This window comes from Kribbella sp. CA-247076 (assembly GCF_050942445.1).
In the GTDB taxonomy this organism is placed as follows: domain Bacteria; phylum Actinomycetota; class Actinomycetes; order Propionibacteriales; family Kribbellaceae; genus Kribbella.
On sequence record NZ_CP192051.1, the window covers coordinates 2728669 to 2752261 of the forward strand.

The following is a 23593-nucleotide window of genomic DNA, read 5'->3' on the forward strand; positions in this document are numbered from 1 at the left end:
TCAGAGCATGATCCACGCGGTCCGGACCGGCCGCTGTGTCGTGCCCGGCCACCGGAGCAGGAAGCTGACCAGCCGGGCCGCCGTCGGCCCGTCGTCCGAACCGCGCGACTCGACCACCACCGGACCGGTGGGGGAGACCCGCAGCTCGACGGTCAGGTCGCCCCGGCCGCGGACGTCGACGTCGAGGGTGACACCGTGCCCGGCGAACCGCAGCGTCCGCACGTCGTCGCGGCAGCTCTCCGGAGCGTCGACCAGGCTGTCGAAGACCAGGTCGAGGACCTCGAGGTCGCGCTCGTGCCGCCCGAACGCGGCGTAGCCGACCGAGCGGAGCAGCGCGAGCTGCTCGCCCGCGGCGCGCTCAGGGGGCCCGATCATCGTGCTCACCGCTCCCCGGCCACCTTGATCACGCTGTCCCGGTCCTGCCCGTACGGCGCGCCCTGCCAGGACGCCCACGGCACCCGGTTGCCCTGCTCGTGCACGATGAAGTTCCACGGCCCGCGGTAGGTGTTGTGGAAGAACCTGTTGCCCTGCTTGTAGGTGATCGCGTCCTGTACGGCAGCCTTCTGGTACGGCGACCAGGTCGGGAACGTGCCCCAGTTCGAGAACAGGCCGTTGTAACCGCAGCCGCTCCGGGACGCGCACGTCGTACCGATCTTTTCCGGGTCGAGGGAGAACACGTTGTCGTGCACACGCACGTTCTGGGTCTTCCACCGGCAGTCGCTCAGGTACGGCTGGTTCTTGATGTTGGCCGCGTTGCAGGTCTCCGCGGTGACCACGGACGGGTTGACGAGGGTGCCCGCACCGGTGCTGGTGTTGGCCGCCGAGCCGGAGAACCGGTCCGAGTTCTCCCAGAGGATCACGCCGGCCCAGTTGTCGGTGAACACGTTGCCGCTGATCTCGAAGGTCTCGTTGAACACGCCGGGCACGCGCTTGTCGCTGCCGGACTCGGAGATGTACAGCGCCGAGGTCGGGAAGCCCTTGTTCTCCGGGCCTTTGCCGAGGCCGTTGCGGGCGAAGGTGTTGCCCCGGATGCCGGCGTTGTAGCTGGTCTCGTAGACGATCCCCTCGGCCAGGTTGTTCGAGATGTAGTTGCCCTCGATCACGAACCCGGTGTTGTTGGTGTCCGCCCACAGCCCCGCGCTGTGGTTGTCGTGCACCCAGTTGCCCCGGACGATCGCGCCGGTGACCTCCCAGAACTTCCCGCCGCCGGTGCAGCCGCAGCCGACCTTGAGGGCCTCCCAGTCGTCGGTGTTGTTGCCGGCGATCTCGTTGCCCTCGATGGTGATGCCGTTGACCTTGCCCGGGTTGTAGGCGTTGAAGCCGTACTGGCCGTTGTCCTTCAGGCAGTTGCCGCGGACGACGTTGTGGTCGCCGACCATGATGCCGGCGCCGGCGTTCAGCCGGATCGTGTTCGCCTCGATCGTCCAGCGCGCGGCCGCGTCGTGGTTGACCACACCCTCGTCGTTGTTCGTCCTGGGCGCACCGAAGTTCTGGATGGTCAGGTTCTTCACCGTGACGCCGGCGGCGTAGCCGGTGAACGCGTACCGGTTCTGCTTGCGGCCGTCCATTACCGCGCCGGGTGCGCCGACGTAGGTGTTGCCCTCCTTGGGGATCACCTGGGCGTACGGCCCGGTGCCGAGCAGGTGCGTGCCGGCGGTCAGGTAGAACGTCGTACCTGCCGGGCTCTCCTCGGTGAGCTGGTTGACGTTCTGGCCCGGGTTGACCACGACCGCGCCGGCCGGCGGCTGGGCCGGCCCGGACAGGGCGGAGGCGGTGTCGCAGATCTTGGCCGGTGGTGTCGTCGGCGCGGTCGGGGCCGGCGACTGCTGGGCCGCGGTCGGCGTCGTCGCCGGACCGGCCTGGGCCGGGCCCGGGGACGGATCGTCGCCGGTGACGGCCAGGCCGATCGCCACCAGGGCGGCGACGACGATCAGGGCGGCGGCGCCGACGATCCGTGCGTCGCGGTACCACGCGGAGCTCCGGCCGGTGGCCGGAGGGGGCGGGTCGCGATGTTCCATGACACTTCCTTCGGGGGGCTGCTTCGGGTCTCAGCGGTGGGCGGAGGCCGGGTGGCGGACGGCGAACCGGTAGATCTCGAGCAGTTGCTCGACGTTGTGTGCCGGCTGGTGCTTCTCCTCGTACGTCTTGCGGGCCTGCCGGCCGAGTTCGTCGTACCGGTCGGGTGCGGTGTCGGCGTCGAGCAGCAACTTGGCCAGCGAGTCCGGCCGGCCGGGCTCGAACAGCATGCTGTCGACGCCGTCCTCGATCAGGTCCGGGAACGAGCCGTGGCCGGACGCGAGCAGCGGTACGCCGACCGCCATCGCCTCCACCACGACCAGCCCGAACGTCTCCTCCCACTCCGACGGCAGGACGACGGCCCGGGAGCGGCCGATCAGCTCGAAGACCTCGTCCTTGGTCATCAGGCCGCGGAGGTCGACCGACGGCCGCTCGGCCGCCCAGGCAGTCACCTCGTCGAGCATCGGGCCGCCGCCGGCGATCACCAGCCGGAGCGCGTCGTCCCCCGCGATCGCCCGGTAGGCGTCCCAGCCCTTCATCAGCAGCGGTGCGCCCTTGGCCGCGTCCAGCCGGCCGACGTAGGCCACCTGCCGGTCCCGCGGTCCGCCGAGCGGGCCGTCGTACGGGACCAGGTTGTGCTTGACGAAGGTGCGGTGCGGGTCGAAGTCCATCCCGGCCATCAAACTGCGGTGGGACTCGGAGATGAAGATGTACGCCGAGACGAGATTGCGCCACGTCCGCCGGTGCCCCCGGGTGTTCAGGACCGTCGTCGCGGTGGCCAGCGTGGATCCGCGGTAGCACCCGTGCTGCACGCCCGGCAGCGGATTGCCGCCGGCGCAGTCGTGGCAGACCGAGCCGTCGCGGAAGAAGTCGCCGCTGGCGCACAGCAGTTTGTAGTTGTGCAGCGTGATCACGACCGGTACGCCGGCGTCGCGGCACGCGTAGAGCACCGCCGGGCTGAGCAGCGGGAACGTGTTGTGCACGTGCACGACGTCCGGCCGGAAGTCCTCCAGTTCGGCGGCCAGGTCGCGCTTGCTGGCCGGGTTCCACACCACCCGGGCCGGCAGGGTGGCCTTCTTCCAGGCCGGCCAGCCCTCGATCTCGTCGCTGAACCGCTCGAAGTGGCGGACCTCGTGGCCCTGCTCGGCCAGCGCCGCGCTCTCCTGGTCGACCACCCGGTTCTCGCCGCTCGGAGCGGTCGACCGGTACCTGTTGTGCACCAGCAGGATCTTCATCGCGCTCCCTCCCGGGGGTTCAGGTTGTAGACCAGCGACGCCGCCAGGGTGAGTTCCAGCAGGTACGGCGACGCCTCGCTCAGACCGCTCTCGGTGAACGACGCGACCACGCAGTACGCCACCAGGAAGAGCGCGAGCGCACGCTGTGGACCCTGCGGCCGGAACCACGCGGCGGCCAGGACGAAGAGCACGAGCATGATCGTGATCGCGACGCCGACGAGGCCGACGTCGTAGTACGTGCCGAGCCAGTTGCTGTCGATCGGCAGGCCGTTGAACGACTTGTTCGACAGCCCGAAACCGAAGAGGTGCTCGAAGGTGGACCGCGGCGCGGCCAGGATCGACTCCCAGACCGCCCGGCGGCCGGTCAGCTCGGTCACCTCGTCGGAGTCCTGCCCGCGCGCCAGCCAGGTGGTCACCACCGAGCCGAGGGTGAGCGCCCCGACTGTGAACATCGCGGCACCGATGGCGAGGAACCGCCGCGCCCGGGTCCGCGCGGTGAACAGGCTCAACCCCGCGATCACCAGGCCGGCCAGCAACGCGACCAGAGCGGTCCGGGTGTGGGTCAGCAGCAGCACCGGGACGGACACCAGCACACTGACCACCGCGACGCTCCGCCGGAGCAGGCCCGACAGCCACAGTACGCCGGTCAGCCCCGTCGCCACGGCCGCGTAGTGCCCGACCTGTGTTGGCGGGATCGGCCAGATGACCCCGTGCAGCCGGTCCTCGAACATCGCGGTGCCCGGCGCGACCAGCAGACCCAGGACGGCCGAGCCGAGGATGAACCACAGCACGGTCAGGTGCGTCCGGACGAGCAGCAGGTCCCGCCGGGTCCACCACGGCGTCAGCAGCCACAGCACCACCACGAACGTGAGCAGGCGGGTGGCCCGGAACAGCGACCCGCCGAGGAACTCCGCCCGGATGCTGGCCAGCAACGCCTCCGACGCCAGCAGGAACAGCAGGAACACGAAGACACTGGGCCGGACCCGGACCGGCCGGTTGACGGTCAGGACCAGCATCAGCGCACCCACCAGCGCGCCCTGCGCGATCAGCTTGCCGACCATGCCCGGGATCGGCAGCAGGTACGGCGCCCCGGCGAAGAACGTCATCACGTTCAGCACCAGCAGGCCCCAGACCAGCTGGACCCGGCGGCGCCGGCGGACCTCGGGCGCGACCACCCGCCGGGTCGGCCGCAGACCGATCCGGTGCGTCAGCCGCTCACTCAGTCCGATGCTCATCTCATCGGCCGAACATCTCGACGTCCACGGACCGGGCCGGACCGGCCTCGGTCTCGGCGACGCCGACGCTCTCGTCGGTGCGGTCCGGACGGAGGACGACGGCGGTGTCGACGTCGAGGCCGGCCAGCCGCAGCATCTCGCCGGTGGCGTGGATCTTGGTGGTGGTCGACCTGCCCGCGGTCACCACGACCGCGGCGCGCGACGCCCAGGTGCCGAGGTGGTCGGCACCCAGTTCCGGAGTGAGCGTGGCCAGCGTCAGCACCAGGTCCGCGACCTCCCAGGCCGCGTCCAGGGCGAGGTCTCCGGAGCTCGACGGCCGGCTGGTCTCGCTCAGCAGCAGGTAGCTGCCCTGGGCCGGCGCGCCCTCCGGGTCGGGGAAGTGGACGTCGATTCGCCGGCGCGGCTCGCTGAAGCGGGACTCGTGTGTGCCCGGGACGTTCACCCCGAGCATGCCGGCGAGCACGCCGGTGCCGGTCAGGTCGGCGACCAGGACGTGCCTGCCCTCCTCGGCCACCGAGACCGCCAGCGACGCGACCACGAGCGCGGAGGTCCGGACGTCGTCGACGCTGACCACCGCGATGGCCGGCGTCGGCCGCTCACCCCAGAAGATCCGCTGGCCGAGGTGCTGCACCATCAGCCGGATCTCCGGCAGCCGGCGCTGGGACGCGCGCAGGTAGCGCGGGTACGGCAGCAGCCGCCAGCGCGGCGGCCGCTCGGCGCTCAGCCGGACCCGGGCGCCCAGCGCGCGGGCGATGTCCTGGCGCTTCCACAGCCGGTCGGAGATCAGCGCCCGGACGATCACGAAGGCGAGCCCGACGAACAGGCCGGCGATCAGGCCGGTGCCGGCGTTGATCGCCAGCGTCCGCTTCGCCGAGACCGGGACCGGCGCGGCCACGTCGAGGATCCGGCTGCTGTTCATCCGGGAGGCCTGCACCTCCTGGTCCAGCATCTGCTGCCGGACGTACTGCAGCCGGTCGCGGGCGACCCCGAGGCGGATCATCTGCTGGCTGTTCGGCCGGGCCGGCTCGTCCGGGTTGTCACCGGCCGCGACGACGGCCGCCTCGGCGACGTCGACCGCGGTCTCGGCGGCGGTCAGGTCCCGCTGCAGCGGGACGTCCTGCAGGGCGATCTGCTCCTTGCGGAAGACCAGGAACACCTGGGCCACCACGGTCGCCTGCTTCGTGGCCACGTCGGAGGTCTCGGCCTGCACCTTGAGCTCGAGGACCCGGTCGGTCATCGCGGTCGCGGTGTACCGCTTCATCAGGTCGTCCGGCGTCTCGGGCAGCTTGAGCAGGTCGATCACCCGCTGCGCGACCGTGTGCGTGGTCGCCAGGCTCACGTCCGTCGCCATCGCCTTGGCCGGGTCGTCGCCGTCCTTGTGCGTCAGCAGCAACCGGGTCGAGGAGAAGTGCGGCTGCGGCAGGACGTACGTCGATCCCAGTCCGCCCAGCAGACCGACGGCGGCCAGGATCAGCCAGATGCGCAGGTGCCGGCGGATCGCGTCGCGGAGGAACCGGAAGGTGACCAAGCTGTCCGGCGGGAACGCGTTGGTCGGCTCGTTGACGAAGAGGCCGTCGTCGTCGGCCCAGCCGGGGTCGGTGGCCAGCGGCTCGTTGTACGGCTGGTTGCTCATTTCGTCCTCCTCGCGGTGGTCCCGGTGAGGAGGGTCGGCAGCCGCGAGCCGGAGCGGCGGGCGGACTGCGAGACGCGGCCGATGGTGCGGTCGGTCGGATCGGGATCGGTGACCACGAGTCCGTCGATGGTGCGGTCGTCGGCCGCGGCCGCCACCGCCAGCCGGGCGAGCTCCTCGGCCGTCACCGTGCCCGCGGACAGCGCGACGATCGTGTTGGTGGTGCGGGTGGTGCCGGCCAGATGCGGCGCGTCCCGGTCGACCACGACCAGGTGGATGTCCAGGGCGACCTGTCCGGCCGGCTCCTGGTGCGTGTCCACCACGATCGAGGTCGAGATGCCGATCGAGGTCGCCAGCGCGGCCAGCTGCGGACCGAGCGGCAGCGCCTTGTCGTCACCGGCGAACGAGATGACCGTCAGCGAGAGCTGCGGTCCGCCCTTCACGTCCAGGCCGAGGTGGTGCAGCGTCTTGCGCAGGCTCCACGCCTCGACCGCGGTCGGCTGGTAGTGCTCCAGCAGGTACTCCCAGTCGGACACGTCGGTCGCCCGGTACGACGAGACCGACGCGAGCACCGGCAGGCCGACCGCGTCGGCGATCTCGTCGCGCAACCGCAGTCGCCGGTCGCCCCGGGCCTTGGCGAGCACGCCGATCGACCCCGCGACGGCGCCGGCCAGCGCGCCGAGCAGCCCCCAGATCCCCAGATGGACCGCCAGGTTCCCGCCCCGTGCGGTCGTCGCCTGCTCCAGCACGCGTGCCCCCGTCTTCTTCCCCAGGTCGCCGGGCAGCACCTGGTCGGTGGTGATGAAGACCAGGTAGACCTCGGCGACCGCGTTCGCCAGCCGCGTCGACTGCGCCGCCGACGTGCCCTTGGCGTCGATCTTGATGACGTCGTCCGTCAGCGCCGTCACCTTGACCCGGTCCCGGACCGCCTTCGTGGACAGCGCCGGGCTCAGGTTCTGGCCGGCGCTCTTCAGCACCGGCTCGCTGCCGGCGATGAAGACCTGGGTCTCGATGCTCTGCGACCCCTCGGCCTTCTCCGCGTCGGCCGCCGGAGGCGGCGGCAGCACGACGAGCGAGGTGGCCGTGTGCATCGGCGGGACCAGCAGGCCGTAGCCCAGACCACCGAGCAGGCCGACCAGCGCGACGGCGGCGACGATGAGACGGTGCCGCCGGATGGCCCGCCAGGACTTCTTGACGTCGAGCTGCTGCGCACTCACAGACCCCTCCAGTCGAACGTCACGATCGGTTCGGACTAATAGAGGGCTGGAAGCGCGGGGTGATACAGCGGTCTCCGGTCAAGACCGGAATCGGAAGGTGCTGGTCGCGACCGAGTCCGGCCCGAGCGCGCCCGTGCCGATCAACGTGGTGATCGGCACCTTCCGCCCGAATCGCGGTGAGTACCAGCCCAGCAACGGATCGTCGCAACCTGAGTGCGCGGTCCAACTCAGTCCAGCAGGCAGTTCCACGACCGCCGACCCGCTCGGCCACTCCAGCCGCCCGGTCGCGCCGTCGAGTGCGACCGTCACGTCCGGCCCCAGATGCCACGCCATCCGTACGTCGGCCGACCCGTCCAGCCGGTCCTCGACCCGCAGCACGCCCTCCTCCAATACGGCGGTCCGCCGATGGGTGACCGGGGTCTCGCCGACTCGGTAGCCGTCGTGCTCGGCGTCCCAGGTGACCACGTCGCCGTCGACGTCGAAGCGCCGTACCTGCCCGTTGGCGCCGCGCAGCCAGAGGAAGGGGCCGCCTTGGAGGGACTGCTCGGCACCGGCGACCTCGACGGTGTTGTGCGCGATCGTCGAGCGGAAGTAGTTCCGCCACTCCTCCTCGCCGTGGTAGCAGTACGTCCCCGGATCGGCGAGCACGTCGACGCCGCCGACGCGGACCTCGAGTGAGAGCGCGTCGCAGTGCGCGTGGGCCGCGATCGACAGGAAGCCGTGCGGTCCGGCGTCGGCGCGGCACCAGATCTCCGGGCCCGCATCGACCCTGGTACGACTGCGCAGAATCGTGACGCCCGCGTCGGCGAAGTGGTCCGGGCGCTCGACCGGCCGATCCGGCTGCGTCCCGCTGACCAGACTTCCGGCGAGTACGGCGACCGTCGTCAGCGTGGTCGCCGGCCACCACTGCGCGGGACCGACCACCGCGGCGCCAAGAGCCAGGTAGGCATTCCAATTGTCGACAATCGGAGGATCGACAACCAGGACCATGCCTTCGTCGTCGTCGCCCTGGCGCGGTGGCCGCAGGGTCTCGTCGACGACCGCCGCGGCGACGTCGAACGTCCGGGTGAGCAGCGACCAGGTCCGCTGGCTCAGCGGATGACCGGCCAGGTCCGCCTCCAGGGCGGCGTACAGGCCGAGCTCGGAGACGAAGCGGTGGTAGTCGGACGCGAGCTCGCGGTTGACGCCGGACGGGAACGTGTTGGCGTCCAGCTCCCTTTCCAGCAGGGCGGCGGCGTCCGCACGCCACCTGTCGCTCTGGGCGAACCAGGGGAACGCGCAGGCGCCGGCCAGCTGGCCCGCGGCCTCGGCGATCACGTGGTTGTTCGCCGACGATCCATGGCTCTGGAACGCCGCCAGGTAGCGCTGGTGCCAGTAGAGCTGGCGCAGCGCGAGCTCGTTGTGCTCGAACAGGTCGGTGACCTCGGGCCAGTCGTCGAGCAGCCGCCGGATCCAGGTCCAGCTGATCAGCCGGAGGCCGATCTCGATCCCGCTGGCCCAGTGGACCCCGGACAGGAACGGGTTCGACCGCCACCAGTCGTTCAGGTGGTCGGCGACGCGTTCGGCGTACGTGTCGTCATGGGTCAGGTACCAGGCCGCGGCCAGCTGGGTCAGGTGGTGGTGCCGGGACAACTCCCAGACCTGCTTGATGTTCCCGACCAGCTCCTCGTTGCGGTGGTTCAGCTTGAAGGTGTACGCCGACGGGTCGGACCGACGGCCCGTGGTCGGGTCGCGGAACCAGTCCGGCGACTTCAGGTCGGACCGGTCGACGCCGAGTACCTCGAACCGCCCGGCCAGGATCGCGTCCGCGGTCGCGATCACCGCCTTGCGTGCTTCCTCCGGTACGGCGTCGGCCGCGTGCGGCGGCAGCGTCGCCGGGAAGGTCAGCTCCTTGCGGACCGGGACCTGGATGCCGGCGTCCTGCCCGGGCCGGACCTGCTGGTAGGCCCAGGCAGTACGCCGTCCGTGGTCGCGGGTGCGCCAGACCAGCTCGGTGGGGGACATCCGCCGCACGCGGCGGACGTACCAGCCCAAGGGCTGGCGGCTCACACTGTCTCCGGCTTGCCGCTGGCGAGGCTCTTGTCGACGGCGATGGTCGCGCGCGTGGTCGCGATCAGCGCGTCGAACGGGATCGGCATCGGACCGCCCGACTTCACCGCCGCGACGAACCGCTCGAGCTCGACCCGCTGACCCTTGTCGGTGCCACGCGCCTTGCGGGTCGACGGCTTCCGGCCGCTCCACACCGAGGCGCTCTGGAAGTTGTCCAGCCGGCCGTTGCGGCCGCCGCCGGTGATGTCCAGGGTCTCCTTCGGGAACCGGGAGTTGCCGCCGCCGACATAGCTGATGGTGCCGACCGAGCCGTTCGCGAACCGCAGCGTGACGACGACGTCGCCGGCGTCCGGGCCGGGGACGGCGTACACCTCGGTCGGTGGGCTGTCGAGCCACCAGCTCAGGGTGTCGATGAAGTGGCCGCCCTCGCCGGCGAAGCGGCTGCCCTCCTTGTCCTGGTCGAGGTACCAGCTGGACGGATCCAGCCGGCCCGCGTTCACCAGGTACCGCAGGGACGAGCCGCCGCCGGGGTGGCCGAAGCGCCCCCGCAGGTCGGTCAGCAACGGTGCGAACCGCCGGTTGAACCCGACCATCAGGCGGTCGTTGCCGGTGGCATCCGCGGTCGCGACGATCCGGTCCAGGTCCTCGTCGGTCAGCGCCAGCGGCTTCTCGACGAAGACGGCCTTTCCGGTCTCCAGTGCGCGGCAGGCGAGCTCGGCGTGCGTGCTGTGCCGGGTCACCACGAAGATCGCGTCCAGGCTGTCGTCGGACAGTACGTCGTTCGCGTCGGTCGAGATCACCTCGAAGCCGAACCTGCGCTGGGCGTTGGCGGCCGACAAGGATTTGTTGGTCGCGACGTGTGCCAGCACAACGTCCTCGTTCTTCTGCAGGTGCGGCAGGAGCATGCTGGAGGCGTAGTTCCCCGCCCCGACGAACCCGAACCGGGCAGCGCCGGCGGAAGCCGGCCCCCCGGCCGGCTCCCGCCGGCGCGCTGTGGTCGAAGCCGAGCCCACCCCGCCGGGCGTGCCCGCGCCCTGCGCCCCGCCGGGCGTGCCCGCGCCGTCCGCCGCGTCTGCGGCGGCGGTCGCGCCTGCGCCTTGCGCCGTGCCTGTGGGGCTCTTCGCCTCGTCTCCGGGGTGATCGGTGTGGTTCGGGTATTCGAAGAGGAAGCCGACTCCGGGGAGGGTGTTGGTGGAGAGTTGCTGGTAGACCTCGGTGGCGTCGGCGATGGGGAAGACGCGGGCTACCAGGGAGCCGACGTCGATCTGTTCGCGGGCGATCAGGTCGATGAAGCACTCGAGGTTGCGGCGTTCGGTCCAGCGGACGTAACCGGCCGGGTAGTCGATGCCTTCGAGCTCGTAGCGGTCGTCGTACCGGCCGGGACCGTACGACCGGGAGAACCGGAGGTCCAGTTCCTTGTCGTAGTAGGCGTTCCACGGCAGGTCGAGCTTGGTCTTGCCGATGTCGACCACCCGGGCGCGGTCGCGCGCCAGCCGGGCGGCGGTCTCGACCGGACCGTTCGAGTGACCGCCGGCCGCGAGCAGGATGTGGTCCGCGCCGAGCCCGTTCGAGGCCTCCAGCAACGACCGCTCGAGCACGGCGATCCCCGCCTCGTCGGCGGACGAGCAGTGCAGCGCGCCCGCCTTCTCCGCCATCCGGCACCGGTCCTCGACGGTGTCGATCCCGAACACGCGGACGCCGGCCGCGACCAGCAGCCGGACCACGAGCTGTCCGACCAGGCCGAGCCCGATGACGACCGCGGTGTCGCCGAGCTGCACCTCCGACTGCCGTACGCCGTGCATCGCGATCGCCCCGACGGTCGAGAACGCGGCCTGCTCCGGCGGTACGCCGTCCGGCACCGGGACGCACAGGTTCACCGGCACCCAGTTGTACTCCGCGTGCAGCGCGAACTCGTTGCCCGCGGCAGCGACCAGCTGACCGACGCTGAACTCCTCGGCCCCGGCGCCCACCTCGACCACGACGCCGCACAGCGAGTAGCCCAGCGGCGTGTAGGAGTCGAGCTTGTTCATCACCTTCTTGTAGGTGTTCAGCGCTCCCTGCTGGGCGACCGAGTCCAGGACCTTCTTCACCTGGTCGGGCCGGGCCCGCGCCTTGCCGAGCATCGACAGCTTGGCCTCGCCGACCTTCATCAGCTCGGTCCCGGTCGAGATCAGCGAGTAGAGCGACCGGACCAGGACCCCACCGGGCGCGCAGCTCGGCGCCGGGACGTCGAGAACCGCGAGCTCACCGGACTTGTAGTTCTGAGCAACCTGTTTCATAGCAGTCCTTCAGAGAGTCGTCACAAGGAGGTGATGGTCACGCCGAGGGAGCGCATGTGCCGGCTCCAGGTCTCCAGGGTCAGCAGCTGCCAGATCTGCTTCGAGTAGTCCTCGCGCCCGGCCCGTTCGTCGTCCACCAGCCGCTGGACGGCGGCCTGCTGCAGGAAACCGCTGCCGACGAGCTCACCGCGCAGCAGCACGTCGTCGACGAGCTCACGCAGGTCGTTGCGGACCCAGGCCCGCAGCGGCGCGCTGAACGACGCCTTCGGCCGGTAGATGATCTCCCGCGGCAACCACGCCTCGGCCGCCTTCTTCAGCGCGAGCTTGCCCTGCCGGCGGTGGATCTTCTCGCTGCCGGGGATCGAGAACGCCGCCCGGGCGACGACCGGGTCCACGAACGGCGTCCGGACCTCGGTCGACGCGGCCATGCTGGACCGGTCGGTGTAGGCCAGGTTGAGGCCGGGCAGGAACATCCGCGCGTCCGCCAGGCACATCCGGTTCACGTGGTCGTCGAGCGTGGTGTCGTGGTAGATGTCGCTGTGCTCGGCGATCAGCTTGCCGACGTACGGCTCGAGGTCGGGGCTGAGCAGGCCGGCCAGCTGGTCGGCGTCGTACATCGTGTAGCTGCGCCGGAACGCCGTCTCCTCGGGCAGGTCGGCGAAGGTGAGGAACCGCTTCGCCCAGCGCGCGTACCGCAGGCCGCGGCCGTTCGCGGTCACCGGCAGCCGCCGGACGGCGGGCCCGACCAGACCGTTGCGCAGTACGCCGGGAAGCCGTTGGTACTGCGCTCCCATCACACAGGCGAGGTGTTTGCGGTAGCCGCCGAACAACTCGTCCGCGCCCATCCCGGACAGCAGCACCTTCACGCCGGCGTCGCGGGCAGCGTCGCACATCAGCAGCGTGTTGATCGCGGCCGGGTCGCCGATCGGCTCGTCCAGGACGTCGACGATCCGGGGGAGCAGGTCCACCACGTCGGGGGCGATCTCGATCTCGTGCAGGTCGATGCCGAACTGCTGGGCCACCTTGCGGGCGTAGATCGCGTCGTCCGGCATCGCCTCGAGCCGCTGGTCCTGCGCCCGGAAGGTGATCGTGTACGAGTCGATCCCCGGGTCGAGACGCTTGGCCAGCACCGTCACCAGGCTGGAGTCGAGCCCGCCGCTGAGGAACGTCGACACCCCGACGTCGGCGACCAGGTGGGCGGCGACCGACTCCTCGATCACCGACCGCAGGTCGGCCGGCGGGCCGGCGGCGGCCTCGGTGGCGACCTCCGTCACCCGCCAGTACGTCTCGTGCCGGCTGGTGCCGTCCGGGCGGAACTCGGCCCATGACCCGGGCGGCAGCTTCTCCACGCCCTCGATCGCGCACCGCTGCTCGGGCAGCCAGTAGTAGAGCATCGACGCGATCAGCGCGCCGGGGTCGGTCCGCAGCTCGGGGCCGATCGCGGCGACCAGCGCCTTCAGCTCGGACGCGAAGATCACGCCGCCGTGCCGGCGGTGGAAGTACAGCGGCTTGATGCCGAGCGGGTCACGGGCTAGGAACAGGCTGCCGCTGTCCTCGTCCAGCATCGCGAACGCGAACATGCCGCGGAACCGCGACAGCGCCGCCGGTCCCCAGCGGCGCCAGGCCTCCAGCACCACCTCGGTGTCGGAGTGGGTCCGGAACGCGACCCCGGAGCGGGCCAGCTCGGCCCGAAGTTCCTTGTAGTTGTAGAGCTCGCCGTTGTAGCTGATCGTCAGCCCGCGTTTGCTGAACGGCTGGTCGGCCCCGGACGACAGGTCGATGATCGACAACCGGCGGTGCGCGAGGTAGGCCCGAACGTCACCGTCCTCGAACCGGTACACCCCGTCGGCGTCCGGGCCGCGGTGCGCGATCCGGTCGTTCATCGTGGTGGCCAGCGCGAGCCCGTCGGGTTGCTGGTAGCAACCGGCGATTCCGCACACGTCAGGACCCCGCAGCCTGGCGGAAGTCGCCGAGCACGCTGGAGTGGCCGGTCAAGGCGTCGTACACCTCGAGGTAGGCCTTCTGCTGGTGCTTCCAGGCGAGCACCTGCTCGACCCGCTCGCGGCCCAGCCGGGCCATCCGCCGGCGCCGGACCTCGTCGTCCAGCAGGTCGACGATGGCCTGGCCGTACTTCTCCACGTCGTTCGGCTCGACGTACACCGCGGCGTCGGCGGCCGACACCTTGGTCTCGACCAGGTCGAAGGCGACCACGGGTAGCTCGAACGCCATGTACTCCATCGTCTTGTTCATCGTGGAGACGTCGTTGAGCGGATTCTTCGGGTCCGGCGAGACGCCCAGGTCCGCGGTCGACATCAGCGTGCGGACGGTCTCGTCCGGCACCCGGCCGGTGAACTCCACGTGCTCCTGCAGCCCCAGCCGGTCGCGCAGCGCGACCACGTCGTCGAACGCGTCGCCGCCGCCCATCAGCGTGAACGCCACGTCCGTGCGGCCGAGCTTGTTGACCACCACGTCGGCCGCGCGGACGACGATGTCGACCCCGTCCTGCGGGCCCATCACGCCGATGTAGGTGACCAGGTAGCGGTGACCACGGCGGACCGCGTCGTCGGCCGGACCACGGCGGAGCTTGTCCGGGTCGGGGCCGGTACGGACGACGGTGACGTCGTGGTTCGCCTTGCCGCTGCGGGTGATCGCGATGTGCCGGTACGAGTCGTTCGTCGAGATCACGTGGTCGGCGGTGCGGTGCGTCCGCCGCTCGAGCCACCGCAGTCCCTTGTACGCCGGACTCGTCGTACCGCCGAACCTGGACTGGAACAGCTCCGGGCACAGGTCGTGGTGGTCGAACACGAACCTGGTCCGGTCGAGCCGGCGCAGCAGCAGCGCGATCGGCCAGAAGATGTCCGGCGGGTTGCACGCCTGCATCACCAGGAACTTGCCCGCCTTCCGGGCCCGCAGCACCAGCCGGAGCGTCATCAGGAACGAGTAGGCGTACTCGGCGACGAAGCTCAGCTTGCTGCCACCGGGTGCGTACGCCTTGTACTTGTGCACGGTCACGCCGTCCAGCACCTGGTACGACGGATCGCCCGGACCCTTCGGGCAGACGACGGTCACGTCGTACCCGGACCGCGCCAGGGCCTGGCACTCCAGCCAGACCCGGCGGTCGAACGGGACCCAGAGGTTCTGGATGATGATCAGGACGCGCGGACCGCTCACCAGCCCACTCCTTCGTATCCGGGCAGCGCCTCGACCTCCGCGCCGAGCCGGCCGCTCAGATCGATGGTGCGGGCCGGCGGCGTGGCCAGCAGGGCGCCGACCGCCGCGGAGTCGGTCGCCGAGACCAGCGCCAGGTCGGCGCCGCGCAGCGCCTCGGCCGGGTCCGCGGTCAGCACCCGCTGGAGGTGCGGCAGCTTCGAGGTGACGTGCCGCAGGTTCGCGCCGACCAGGCGGCTCGGGTTCACGATCGCGTCGTAGATCCGCAGGTTGTAGCCCTTGCCGATCAGCCGCTCGGCGAGCTCGACGCTCGGGCTCTCGCGCAGGTCGTCGGTCGCGGTCTTGAAGCTCAGGCCGAGCAGCGCGATCTCGCGGCCGGGCCCGGCCACCACCCGGTCGACGACGTCGCGGACGGTCAGCTCGTTGGTCGACAGCGTCCCGGCCAGCAGCGGCAGGTCGGTGTCGTGCACCCGGGCCAGCTGGAGCACCGAGCGCAGGTCCTTCGGCAGGCAGGAGCCGCCGAACGCGAAGCCCGGGCGCAGGTAGTACGGCGAGATGTTGAGGCTGGTGTCCTGGACGAAGATCCGCATGACCTCGCGCGAGTCCACGCCGACGTGCCGAAAGATCCGCCCCATCTCGTTGGCGAACGAGACCTTGGTGGCGTGGAACGCGTTGCAGGCGTACTTGAGCGCCTCCGCGGTCCGGATGTCGACGACCTGCACGTCCACCGGCAGCCCGCGGTTGGCGAAGATGAAGCCGAAGAGGTCGGTCAGAGCGGTACCGACCCGCGGGTTCCGGGTGCCCACGACCACGAACGGCGGGTCGTAGAAGTCGGCCAGTCCGGACCCCTCCCGCAGGAACTCCGGGCACATCGCCGTACCGAAGGTGAAGTCGCCCGAGGCCGGTACCTCGGCCAGCACCTGCTCGACGACCTCGTCGACGGTGCCCGGCGGGACCGTGCTGCGGACCACGATGCTGTGGAAACCCGACGCCGGCGGTGCGACCACACCGGCTGCTTCCGCGATGTCACGGACCGCACGCCGGATGTAGGTGAGGTCGGTACTGCCGCTGGCGGTGGACGGTGTGCCCACACAGATGAGCGAGACGTCCGCCCCGTCCAGTGCCAGTCGCGGGTCGGTGGTCGCGTGCAGTCTGCCCGCGGTGACACCTTCCGCCACCAGCTCGTCCAGGCCGGGTTCGACCACGGGGCTGTGCCCCTCGGTGATCGGACCGACCTTGGCGAGATCGACGTCGACCCCCCAGACGTCGTGGCCGTTGGCGGCCAGGCACGCCGCCGTCACCGACCCCACGTAGCCCAAGCCGAATACGGCAACCTTCATAACGCCCCCCAATTGAGCGTGCCTCTTGCGAGTGAACATGGCCCCAGGTGCTCTCAGCCCTCTATGGAGCAGCGACCCGAGGGCGCTGATACACCCGATTCCCCGAACCGGATCCGCGGCCGATGTATCACCGCGCCCGCTCGCTGATCTGTTCTAGCGACGAGCAGCCGAGCGGAGGAGCGGGCGGATGAGAGTTCTGGTCACCGGGGATCGCGGGTACATCGGTGCGGTGATGGTGCCGTTCCTGCGGGACGCCGGGCACCAGGTGGACGGCCTGGACACCGGGCTGTACGAGGGCTGCGACCTGCTCGGCGGGCCGGACCCGATCGGCTCCCGGACGCCGCGGGACATGCGCGACGTCACCGCGGCCGAGCTGACCGGGTACGACGCCGTCGTCTGCCTGGCCGCGCTGTCGAACGACCCGCTCGGCCACCTGAACAAGGAGGCGACCTACTCGGTCAACCTCGAGGGCACGCTGAACGTCGCCCGGGCGGCCAAGGACGCCGGCGTCGAGCGGTTCCTGTTCGCCTCCTCCTGCAGCCTGTACGGCGCGGCCGGCTCCGAGGCGGTCGCCGAGGACGCCGAGATGTTCCCGGTGACGCCGTACGGCGAGACCAAGGCGCTGGCGGAGCAGGAGCTGTCGAAGCTGGCCGACGACAACTTCAGCCCGACGTACCTGCGGAACGCGACCGCGTACGGCGCCTCGACCCGGCTGCGGCTGGACATCGTGGTGAACAATCTGACCGCGATCGCGATGACGAGCGGCCAGGTCCGGCTGGAGAGCGACGGCACGCCGTGGCGGCCGCTGGTGCACATCGAGGACATCAGCCGGGCGTTCCTGACGGTGCTCGAGTCGCCGCGCGAGGTGATCCACGACGAGGCCTTCAACGTCGGCCGGTCCGAGGACGTGGTCCAGGTCCGCGACATCGCCGAGATGGTCCGCGACGCCGTCCCCGGCGCGACCCTCTCGATCGCCGACGGCGCCGGCCCGGATCTGCGCAACTACAAGGTCGACTTCGGCAAGCTGACCGACACCTTCCCGGACCTGCGGCTGCAGTGGACGGTGCGCACCGGTGTCGACGAGCTGGCCGCCGCGTACGCGCGGCACGGCCTCACCCAGGCGGACTTCGATTCCGCCCAGTTCGTCCGGCTCCGCCGGATCCAGCAACTGCTGGCCGCGGGCCTGGTCGACGACCAGCTGCGCCGGCAGACCGACGACCAGTTCCCCGGTCCCGGGGACCAACTCTTCGAGGGGAAGCACTGATGGGGGAGCCAGTCGCCTGCCGCCTCTGCGGCGAGCCGTTGACCCGGACGTTCGTCGACCTGGGGATGTCGCCGCCGTGCGAGAGCTACCTGCGAGCCGACCAGCTCGACAGCGGCGAGACGTTCTACCCGCTGCACGTCCGCATCTGTGACCACTGCCTGCTCGTCCAGCTGCCGGCGTACGTCGCGGCCGACGACGTGTTCAGCGACTACCTGTACTTCTCGTCGTACTCGACCAGCTGGGTCGAGCACGCCCGCCGGTTCGTGGTGGACATGCAGGAGCGGCTCGGCCTCGGGCCGGAGAGCCTGATCGTCGAGGCCGCGAGCAACGACGGCTACCTGCTGCAGCACGCCGTCGCCCTCGGCATCCCGGTGCTCGGCATCGAGCCGGCCGCGAACATCGCCGAGATCGCCAACGAGAAGGGCATCCGGACCGAGAGCTACTTCCTCGGCGAGGAGACCGGCGCCGACGCGGCCGCGCGGCACGGCAGGGCGGACCTTGTCGTCGGCAACAACGTATTCGCGCACGTCCCGGACATCGTCGACTTCGCCAAGGGCCTGCGGGCGCTGGTGAAGGACGACGGCCTGGTGTCGCTGGAGTTCCCGCACCTGCTCCGGCTGATCGAGCGGCGTCAGTACGACACGATCTACCACGAGCACTACCAGTACCTGACCCTGAAGACCGCCGCGCTGGCGCTGGAGAAGGCCGGCCTGAAGGTGGTCGACGTCCAGGAGCTGGCCAGCCACGGCGGTTCGCTGCGGCTGATGTCACAGCCCGCCGAGACGGCGGGGGAGCCGTCGGAGCTGGTGCTGAAGGTCCTCAAGGACGAGGAGGACGCCGGCCTGCACACGGTCGAGGGCCACGCGGGCTTCGCCCGCGAGGTCTTCACGATCAAGGCCGAGCTGGTCGAGTTCCTGATCCAGGCCCAGCGGGACGGCAAGTCGGTCGCGGGGTACGGCGCTCCCGGCAAGGGCAACACGCTGCTGAACCACTGCGGCATCCGCGAGGACCTGCTGCCGTTCACGGTCGACCGCAGCCCGCACAAGCACGGGATGTTCCTGCCCGGCACGCACATCCCGATCCACGCACCCGAGCGGCTCGCGGAGGTCCGCCCGGACTACATCGTGATCCTCCCGTGGAACCTGCGCGAGGAGATCGTCCACCAGTTGGCGTACGCACGGGAGTGGGGCGCGCGGTTCGTCGTACCGATCCCGCGCCTCGAAGTGATCTGAACAGCGTTCGTGGGGGAGGGGAACAGTCAATGAAGGTCGTGATCTTCTGTGGGGGGTTCGGGCTGCGGATGCGCAGCGGGGTGGACTCCGCACCGAAGCCGATGATGACGATCGGCGACCGGCCGGTCCTGTGGCACGTGATGCGGTACTACGCCCACTTCGGGCACACCGAGTTCATTCTCTGCCTGGGGTTCGGCGGCTCCGCGGTGAAGGAGTACTTCCTGCGCTACGAGGAGACGGTCTCGAACGACTTCGTGATGACCAAGGGCGGGCAGCGGATCGAGCTGCTCGACTCCGACATCAGCGAGTGGAAGATCACCTTCGTCGACACCGGGATCGACACCTCGATCGGCGAGCGCCTGCGCCGGGTCCGGCCGTACCTGGAGGACGACGACGCGTTCCTGGCGAACTACGGCGACGTGCTGACCGACGCGCCGATGGACAAGATCGTCGACCACGTGATGACCAGTGACATCACCGCCAGCCTGCTCGCGGTGCCGCCGCAGGCGTCCTTCCACGTGGTCGAGTTCGGCACCGACGCCCGGATCACCGGACTGCGGTCGGCCGCCGACCTGAACGTCTGGATCAACGGCGGGTACTTCGTGCTGAAGAAGGAGGTCTTCGACGTCCTGCACGAGGACGAGGACCTGGTCGGCGACGCGTTCCCGCGGCTGTCGGCGATGCGCCGGCTGGAGGCCATCCCGCACCACGGGTTCTGGGCGCCGATGGACACGCTGAAGGAGCGCAGCCAACTCGAGGAGCTGTACCGCTCGGGCAAGAAGCCGTGGGCGCTGTGGAGTCACGCGACCCGGCAGCAGCGGTCGCAGGTGCTGGAGAAGCCGCTGGACCTGCCGGGTGACGACACCCCCATGGTGGTGGCGATCTGATGCTGCCGTTCCAGCTCGGTCTGATCGAGCGCCCGGTCCATTTGGTTGCCCTGGGCGCTCACCCGGACGACATCGAGATCGGCTGCGGCGGCACGCTGCTCAAGCTGGCCGAGTCGGTCCCGGAGCTGACCGCCGAGTTCGTGATCGCCACCGGCACCGAGCTCCGGCTCGACGAGGCCCGGCGGGCGGCGGAGCTGTTCCTGCCGGACTGCGAGGTGACGGTCACCTCGGCCGGACTGCCGGACGGCCGGCTGCCGTCGTACTGGAACGAGACCAAGGAGTTGCTCGAGGCAACGGCCCGGGGCGTGCAGGCGCCCGGCGGCCGGCGGCCCGACCTGGTGCTGGCACCGAGCCGCACCGACGCCCACCAGGACCACCGGCTGATCGCCGAGCTGGCGCCGACGGTGTGGCGGGACCACCTGGTGCTGCACTACGAGATCCCCAAGTGGGACGGCGACTTCAGCCGGCCGTGGCTGTACGTCGACCTGACCGAGGAGCAGCTGCGGGAGAAGATCACCCGGCTGCACAAGGCCTACCCGTCCCAGGTTCCGCACGACTGGTTCGACGAAGAGGTCTTCGCCGGCCTGGCCCGGCTCCGCGGGATGGAGTGCCGGGCGCAGTACGCGGAGGCGTTCACCACGGCCAAGGCAAAGCTGACATGGTGACCGGAGGCGATGGCGAAGTGACCTTCAAGTGTCGTGGGTGCGCGGGGGAGAACGTCGTACCGGTGGTGGACATCGGCGCGCAGCCGTGTGCCGACTACTTCCCGTCCGCGGACACACCCGGCCCGGATCCGCGCTGGCCGCTCGAGCTCTGGCTGTGCCGGGACTGCACGCTCGTCCAGCTCGGCCCGGTCGAGCCGCAGCTGCCCGAGGAGCCGCTGGCGGTCGAGTCGGCCACCAGCATCGCGCACGCGGAGACCTCGGTGAAGGAGATCCTGGCCGACTACCCGGAGCTGACCGGTGGCCTGGTGTTCGAGTTCGCCAGCCACCACGGCGGCTCCTGGCTGCAGCACCTGTACGCCGCGGGCTGCCGGCTGGCCGGAGACGGCGAGCAGGCCAAGCTGGTGGTGGACGTGCACGGCATCGTGCACGAGCCGTCGTTCGGGCAGATGCTGAAGCTGCGGGCGGACCGGCTCGCACCGGGCGGTCTGCTGGTGATGGAGTTCCACCACCTGCTGCCGCTGTTCATCGGCAACCAGTTCGACACGATCCGGCACGGGCACTGGTCGTACATCTCCCTGCGGGCGTTGCGGAACGTCGCCGCCCTGCACGGGCTGACCGTCGAGTCGGTGAAGCACGTCGAGATGTTCGGCGGCAGCCTGATGGTGATGCTGCGGCACGCCGCCGACGCCGATCCGGATCCGTCGGTGGACGTGGTCCTCGAGGACGAGGACGCCGCCGGCATCGCCGACGAGGTCCAGCTGGGCAGTCTGCAGGACGCCGCCTGGCACGCGGCCGGCGTACTGCACGACGAGCTCGTCCGGCACCGCGCGGCCGGCCGGACCGTGCTCGGGTACGGCGCGCCGTCGAAGGCGCCCGTACTCCTCGACCTGAGCCGGATCACCACGGACCTCCTGCCGTTCACGGTCGACCTGGCGCCGGGCAAGCACGGCCGCCGGATCCCCGGTGGCTGTGGCATCCCGATCCGGCCGATCGAGGAGCTGCGCGCCGCGAAGCCGGACATCGTCCTGGTGCTCACCTGGGACATCGCCGACGAGGTGATCGCCCAGCTCGAAGCCGGTGGCGGTTGGGGCGCCACGTACCTGGTCCCGCTGCCCGAGCCGCACGAAGTCGTGGGCTGACCGATGCGAGGGGTGCTGCGCCGCGTCACCTGGGGACTCGCTGACCAGGCTGTCACCAGCCTGGTCAGCTTCGTGGTCGGCATCGTCGTCGCACGGTCGCTGGGCGCCGTCGAGTTCGGCGCGTTCAGCCTGGCCTGGGTTACGTACGGCGTGGCGGTCAACATCTCGCGCGGGATGGCGACCGATCCGCTGGCGGTCCGGTTCAGCGGCGTACCGCACACCGTCTGGAAGAAGGCGGTGGCGAGCTCGTCCGGGACGGCGATCGCGGTCGGTCTGGTGACCGGCGCGATCTGCGTCGCGGTGGGCATCGCCCTGGGGGGCCGGCCCGGCGCGGCGTTCGTGGCCTTGGGCCTGGTGCTGCCGGGGTTGATGCTGCAGGACAGCTGGCGGTTCGCGTTCTTCGCCTCGGGGCAGGGTGGGAAGGCGTTTCTCAGCGACATCACCTGGGCGGCGGCGCTGGTGCCGCTGCTCTACCTGGCCAAGCACGACGGCCCGAGCGTGACCAAGTTCGTGCTGGCTTGGGGCGCCGCCGGCATCTTCGCCGCGCTGGTCAGCGGTCTGCAGGCGGGCGTCGTACCGCGGTTGTTCCGGACCCGGCTGTGGCTGCGCGACCATCGCGACCTCGCCTACCGCTACCTGGCCGAGAACGTGACGATCAGCGGGGCGTACCAGCTGAAGATGTACGGCCTCGGCGCGTTCGCCGGGATCGCGGCGGTGGGGACCGTCCGCGGGGCCGAGATGATGCTCGGCCCGTTCTTCATCGTGCTGTCCGGTATCGGTCTGGTGGCGGTGCCGGAGGCGGCGCGGATGCTGCGCCGTTCGTTGCGCGCGCTGCGGGCGTTCTGCCTGCTGCTCGGGAGCGCCCAGGCCCTGGCCGCGCTGGCCTGGGGACTGGGACTGATCCTGCTGCTGCCGCATGCGTGGGGGCATGTGGTGCTCGGCGCGGTCTGGGACAACACCGAACCGTTGTTGCTACCAGCAACTTTGTCGGTGGTGTTCGCGAGCTTCTACACCGGAGCGTCGGCCGGCCTGCGGGCGCTCGGCGTGGCCCGGCGGAGTCTGAAGGCACAGCTGTGGGCGTCGGCCGCGTACCTGGTCGGCGGGGTCGGCGGTGGGGTGCTGGGGGGTGCCCTCGGATCGGCGTGGGGAGCGGCGGGCGCGACGTTCGTCGGCGCGATCGTCTGGTGGTGCAGTCTCGGGATGGGGATCCGCGAACGGCGGCATGAGGCGGAACCGGAGCCGGTGGGTGCGGCCGGCCGGGAGGAGATGCCAGAAATGAGGAGCACATGAACGCGGTACCAAGGCTGAGTATCGGTCTGCCGGTCTACAACGGGGAGAAGTACCTGGCGGAGTCCCTGGACGCCCTGCTCGGACAGAGCTACGGCGACTTCGAGCTGGTCGTCTCGGACAACGCGTCCACCGACGGCACGGAGGAGATCTGCCGCGACTACCTGGCCCGGGACTCCCGGATCAGCTACTACCGGCAGCCGGTGAACATCGGCGCGACGCCGAACCACAACTGGACCTTCGAGCACTCCGGCGGCGAGCTGTTCAAGTGGGCGTCGTACGACGACCTGTACGGCCGGGACCTGCTGCTGCGCTGCGTCGAGGCGCTCGACGACGACCCGGCGCTGGTGCTGGCGCACGCCCACCAGGCGATCATCGACGGCAACGGGGACGTCGTCCTGAAGGTCGACTACCCGCTGGCGACCGACGACCCGCGGGCGCCGGAGCGGTTCAAGAGCCTGCTGTTCGGCGTCGGCGGCGACGACTTCTACGGCGTGATGCGCTCGGACATCCTCCGCCGTACGCCGCTCAACGGCAGCTACCACCACTCCGACCGCACGATCATGGCCGAGCTGGCGCTGTACGGCCGGTTCCACCAGGTGCCCGAGCTGCTGTTCTTCCGCCGGGACCACCCGGACCGGGCCGAGCGGGCCAAGCCGACGATCCGGTCCCGGTCGGCGAACATGGAGCCGCGGCGGGCCAGCCGGCTGAAGCACCCGACCGTCCGGCTGCTGGCCGAGTACGTCGGCGGCTTCGTCGGTGGGATCCGCCGGGCGCCGCTGTCGTCGTCGGACCGGCTCAGGTGCTACGGGCACCTGGCCCACTGGCTGGCCGACCGCGCCCTGCCCGGCTCGCGGTCGGGCCGGATCGAGGACAGCGCGGCGCCCGGCGCACCGACCGCGATCCCGGAGAGTTCCGGGGTCGTCAGCGGGCGGAGGGCCTCCTAGGAA

Annotated in this window: 18 protein-coding genes; 7 read left to right on the forward strand and 11 right to left on the reverse strand. The window is 70.5% G+C overall.

Annotated features, from left to right (window positions below):
- From ACQPYZ_RS13065 to ACQPYZ_RS13115, 11 genes are all read right to left on the reverse strand, one after another.
- Positions 1–384, reverse strand: coding sequence for a hypothetical protein (locus tag ACQPYZ_RS13065; protein WP_433167808.1), 384 nt, complete (start codon positions 382–384; stop codon positions 1–3).
- Entirely contained in the window at positions 381–2018 is a 1638-nt protein-coding gene (locus tag ACQPYZ_RS13070) for a right-handed parallel beta-helix repeat-containing protein (protein ID WP_433167810.1), read from the reverse strand. Before ACQPYZ_RS13070 ends, ACQPYZ_RS13065 begins: the two co-directional genes overlap by 4 nt.
- Before the next feature lie 30 nt (positions 2019–2048).
- Positions 2049–3251 carry a glycosyltransferase gene (locus tag ACQPYZ_RS13075; protein ID WP_433167811.1) on the reverse strand — a complete coding sequence of 401 codons (1203 nt, stop codon included), beginning with the start codon at positions 3249–3251 and terminating at the stop codon, positions 2049–2051.
- Complete coding sequence (locus ACQPYZ_RS13080) at positions 3248–4486, reverse strand: hypothetical protein (protein WP_433167814.1); 1239 nt, start codon at positions 4484–4486, stop codon at positions 3248–3250. Before ACQPYZ_RS13080 ends, ACQPYZ_RS13075 begins: the two co-directional genes overlap by 4 nt.
- 1 nt (position 4487) lies before the next feature.
- Positions 4488–6119 carry a YveK family protein gene (locus ACQPYZ_RS13085; RefSeq protein WP_433167816.1) on the reverse strand — a complete coding sequence of 544 codons (1632 nt, stop codon included), beginning with the start codon at positions 6117–6119 and terminating at the stop codon, positions 4488–4490.
- Complete coding sequence (locus tag ACQPYZ_RS13090) at positions 6116–7333, reverse strand: Wzz/FepE/Etk N-terminal domain-containing protein (protein ID WP_433167818.1); 1218 nt, start codon at positions 7331–7333, stop codon at positions 6116–6118. Before ACQPYZ_RS13090 ends, ACQPYZ_RS13085 begins: the two co-directional genes overlap by 4 nt.
- A gap of 78 nt (positions 7334–7411) precedes the next feature.
- Complete coding sequence (locus ACQPYZ_RS13095; protein WP_433167820.1) at positions 7412–9382, reverse strand: alginate lyase family protein; 1971 nt, start codon at positions 9380–9382, stop codon at positions 7412–7414.
- Positions 9379–11661 carry a bi-domain-containing oxidoreductase gene (locus ACQPYZ_RS13100; RefSeq protein ID WP_433167822.1) on the reverse strand — a complete coding sequence of 761 codons (2283 nt, stop codon included), beginning with the start codon at positions 11659–11661 and terminating at the stop codon, positions 9379–9381. The genes ACQPYZ_RS13095 and ACQPYZ_RS13100 overlap by 4 nt, the downstream gene beginning before the upstream one ends.
- Positions 11662–11681: 20 nt before the next feature.
- Positions 11682–13601 (reverse strand): asparagine synthase (glutamine-hydrolyzing), encoded by a 1920-nt coding sequence (gene asnB / locus ACQPYZ_RS13105; protein ID WP_433167824.1) that lies wholly within the window; start codon positions 13599–13601, stop codon positions 11682–11684.
- Position 13602: 1 nt separating this feature from the next.
- Complete coding sequence (locus ACQPYZ_RS13110) at positions 13603–14832, reverse strand: glycosyltransferase family 4 protein (protein ID WP_433167826.1); 1230 nt, start codon at positions 14830–14832, stop codon at positions 13603–13605.
- A complete protein-coding gene (locus ACQPYZ_RS13115; protein WP_433167828.1) occupies positions 14829–16169 on the reverse strand; it encodes a UDP-glucose dehydrogenase family protein in 1341 nt (446 codons plus the stop codon). The genes ACQPYZ_RS13110 and ACQPYZ_RS13115 overlap by 4 nt, the downstream gene beginning before the upstream one ends.
- Positions 16170–16356: 187 nt before the next feature.
- On the opposite strand from ACQPYZ_RS13115, the gene ACQPYZ_RS13120 reads away from it, so the two are divergent.
- The 7 genes from ACQPYZ_RS13120 to ACQPYZ_RS13150 are packed head-to-tail and all read left to right on the forward strand — an operon-like array spanning position 16357 to position 23590.
- Positions 16357–17433 (forward strand): NAD-dependent epimerase/dehydratase family protein, encoded by a 1077-nt coding sequence (locus ACQPYZ_RS13120; protein WP_433167830.1) that lies wholly within the window; start codon positions 16357–16359, stop codon positions 17431–17433.
- Entirely contained in the window at positions 17433–18665 is a 1233-nt protein-coding gene (locus ACQPYZ_RS13125) for a class I SAM-dependent methyltransferase (RefSeq protein WP_433167832.1), read from the forward strand. Before ACQPYZ_RS13120 ends, ACQPYZ_RS13125 begins: the two co-directional genes overlap by 1 nt.
- 29 nt (positions 18666–18694) lie before the next feature.
- Positions 18695–19552 (forward strand): sugar phosphate nucleotidyltransferase, encoded by an 858-nt coding sequence (locus tag ACQPYZ_RS13130; protein ID WP_433167834.1) that lies wholly within the window; start codon positions 18695–18697, stop codon positions 19550–19552.
- On the forward strand, positions 19552–20217 hold the full coding sequence (locus ACQPYZ_RS13135; RefSeq protein WP_433167836.1) for a PIG-L deacetylase family protein: 666 nt from the start codon (positions 19552–19554) through the stop codon (positions 20215–20217). Before ACQPYZ_RS13130 ends, ACQPYZ_RS13135 begins: the two co-directional genes overlap by 1 nt.
- Positions 20214–21356: a class I SAM-dependent methyltransferase gene (locus ACQPYZ_RS13140; RefSeq protein WP_433167838.1), complete on the forward strand. Its 1143-nt coding sequence runs from the start codon at positions 20214–20216 to the stop codon at positions 21354–21356. The genes ACQPYZ_RS13135 and ACQPYZ_RS13140 overlap by 4 nt, the downstream gene beginning before the upstream one ends.
- Before the next feature lie 3 nt (positions 21357–21359).
- The gene (locus tag ACQPYZ_RS13145; RefSeq protein ID WP_433167840.1) at positions 21360–22646 is read left to right on the forward strand and encodes a hypothetical protein; all 1287 of its coding nucleotides are present in this window, start codon (positions 21360–21362) and stop codon (positions 22644–22646) included.
- Positions 22643–23590 (forward strand): glycosyltransferase family 2 protein, encoded by a 948-nt coding sequence (locus ACQPYZ_RS13150; protein WP_433167842.1) that lies wholly within the window; start codon positions 22643–22645, stop codon positions 23588–23590. Before ACQPYZ_RS13145 ends, ACQPYZ_RS13150 begins: the two co-directional genes overlap by 4 nt.
- The last annotated feature ends 3 nt before the right edge of the window (positions 23591–23593 follow it).

Coding starts and splice junctions, on each gene's coding strand:
- ACQPYZ_RS13150 (WP_433167842.1), top strand. CDS start 22,643: ATGAACGCGGTACCAAGGCTGAGTATCGGTCTGCCGGTCTACAACGGG.
- ACQPYZ_RS13085 (WP_433167816.1), bottom strand. CDS start 6,119: ATGAGCAACCAGCCGTACAACGAGCCGCTGGCCACCGACCCCGGCTGG.
- ACQPYZ_RS13080 (WP_433167814.1), bottom strand. CDS start 4,486: ATGAGCATCGGACTGAGTGAGCGGCTGACGCACCGGATCGGTCTGCGG.
- ACQPYZ_RS13145 (WP_433167840.1), top strand. CDS start 21,360: ATGCGAGGGGTGCTGCGCCGCGTCACCTGGGGACTCGCTGACCAGGCT.
- ACQPYZ_RS13070 (WP_433167810.1), bottom strand. CDS start 2,018: ATGGAACATCGCGACCCGCCCCCTCCGGCCACCGGCCGGAGCTCCGCG.
- ACQPYZ_RS13120 (WP_433167830.1), top strand. CDS start 16,357: ATGAGAGTTCTGGTCACCGGGGATCGCGGGTACATCGGTGCGGTGATG.
- ACQPYZ_RS13125 (WP_433167832.1), top strand. CDS start 17,433: ATGGGGGAGCCAGTCGCCTGCCGCCTCTGCGGCGAGCCGTTGACCCGG.
- ACQPYZ_RS13135 (WP_433167836.1), top strand. CDS start 19,552: ATGCTGCCGTTCCAGCTCGGTCTGATCGAGCGCCCGGTCCATTTGGTT.
- ACQPYZ_RS13100 (WP_433167822.1), bottom strand. CDS start 11,661: ATGAAACAGGTTGCTCAGAACTACAAGTCCGGTGAGCTCGCGGTTCTC.
- ACQPYZ_RS13115 (WP_433167828.1), bottom strand. CDS start 16,169: ATGAAGGTTGCCGTATTCGGCTTGGGCTACGTGGGGTCGGTGACGGCG.
- ACQPYZ_RS13075 (WP_433167811.1), bottom strand. CDS start 3,251: ATGAAGATCCTGCTGGTGCACAACAGGTACCGGTCGACCGCTCCGAGC.
- ACQPYZ_RS13130 (WP_433167834.1), top strand. CDS start 18,695: ATGAAGGTCGTGATCTTCTGTGGGGGGTTCGGGCTGCGGATGCGCAGC.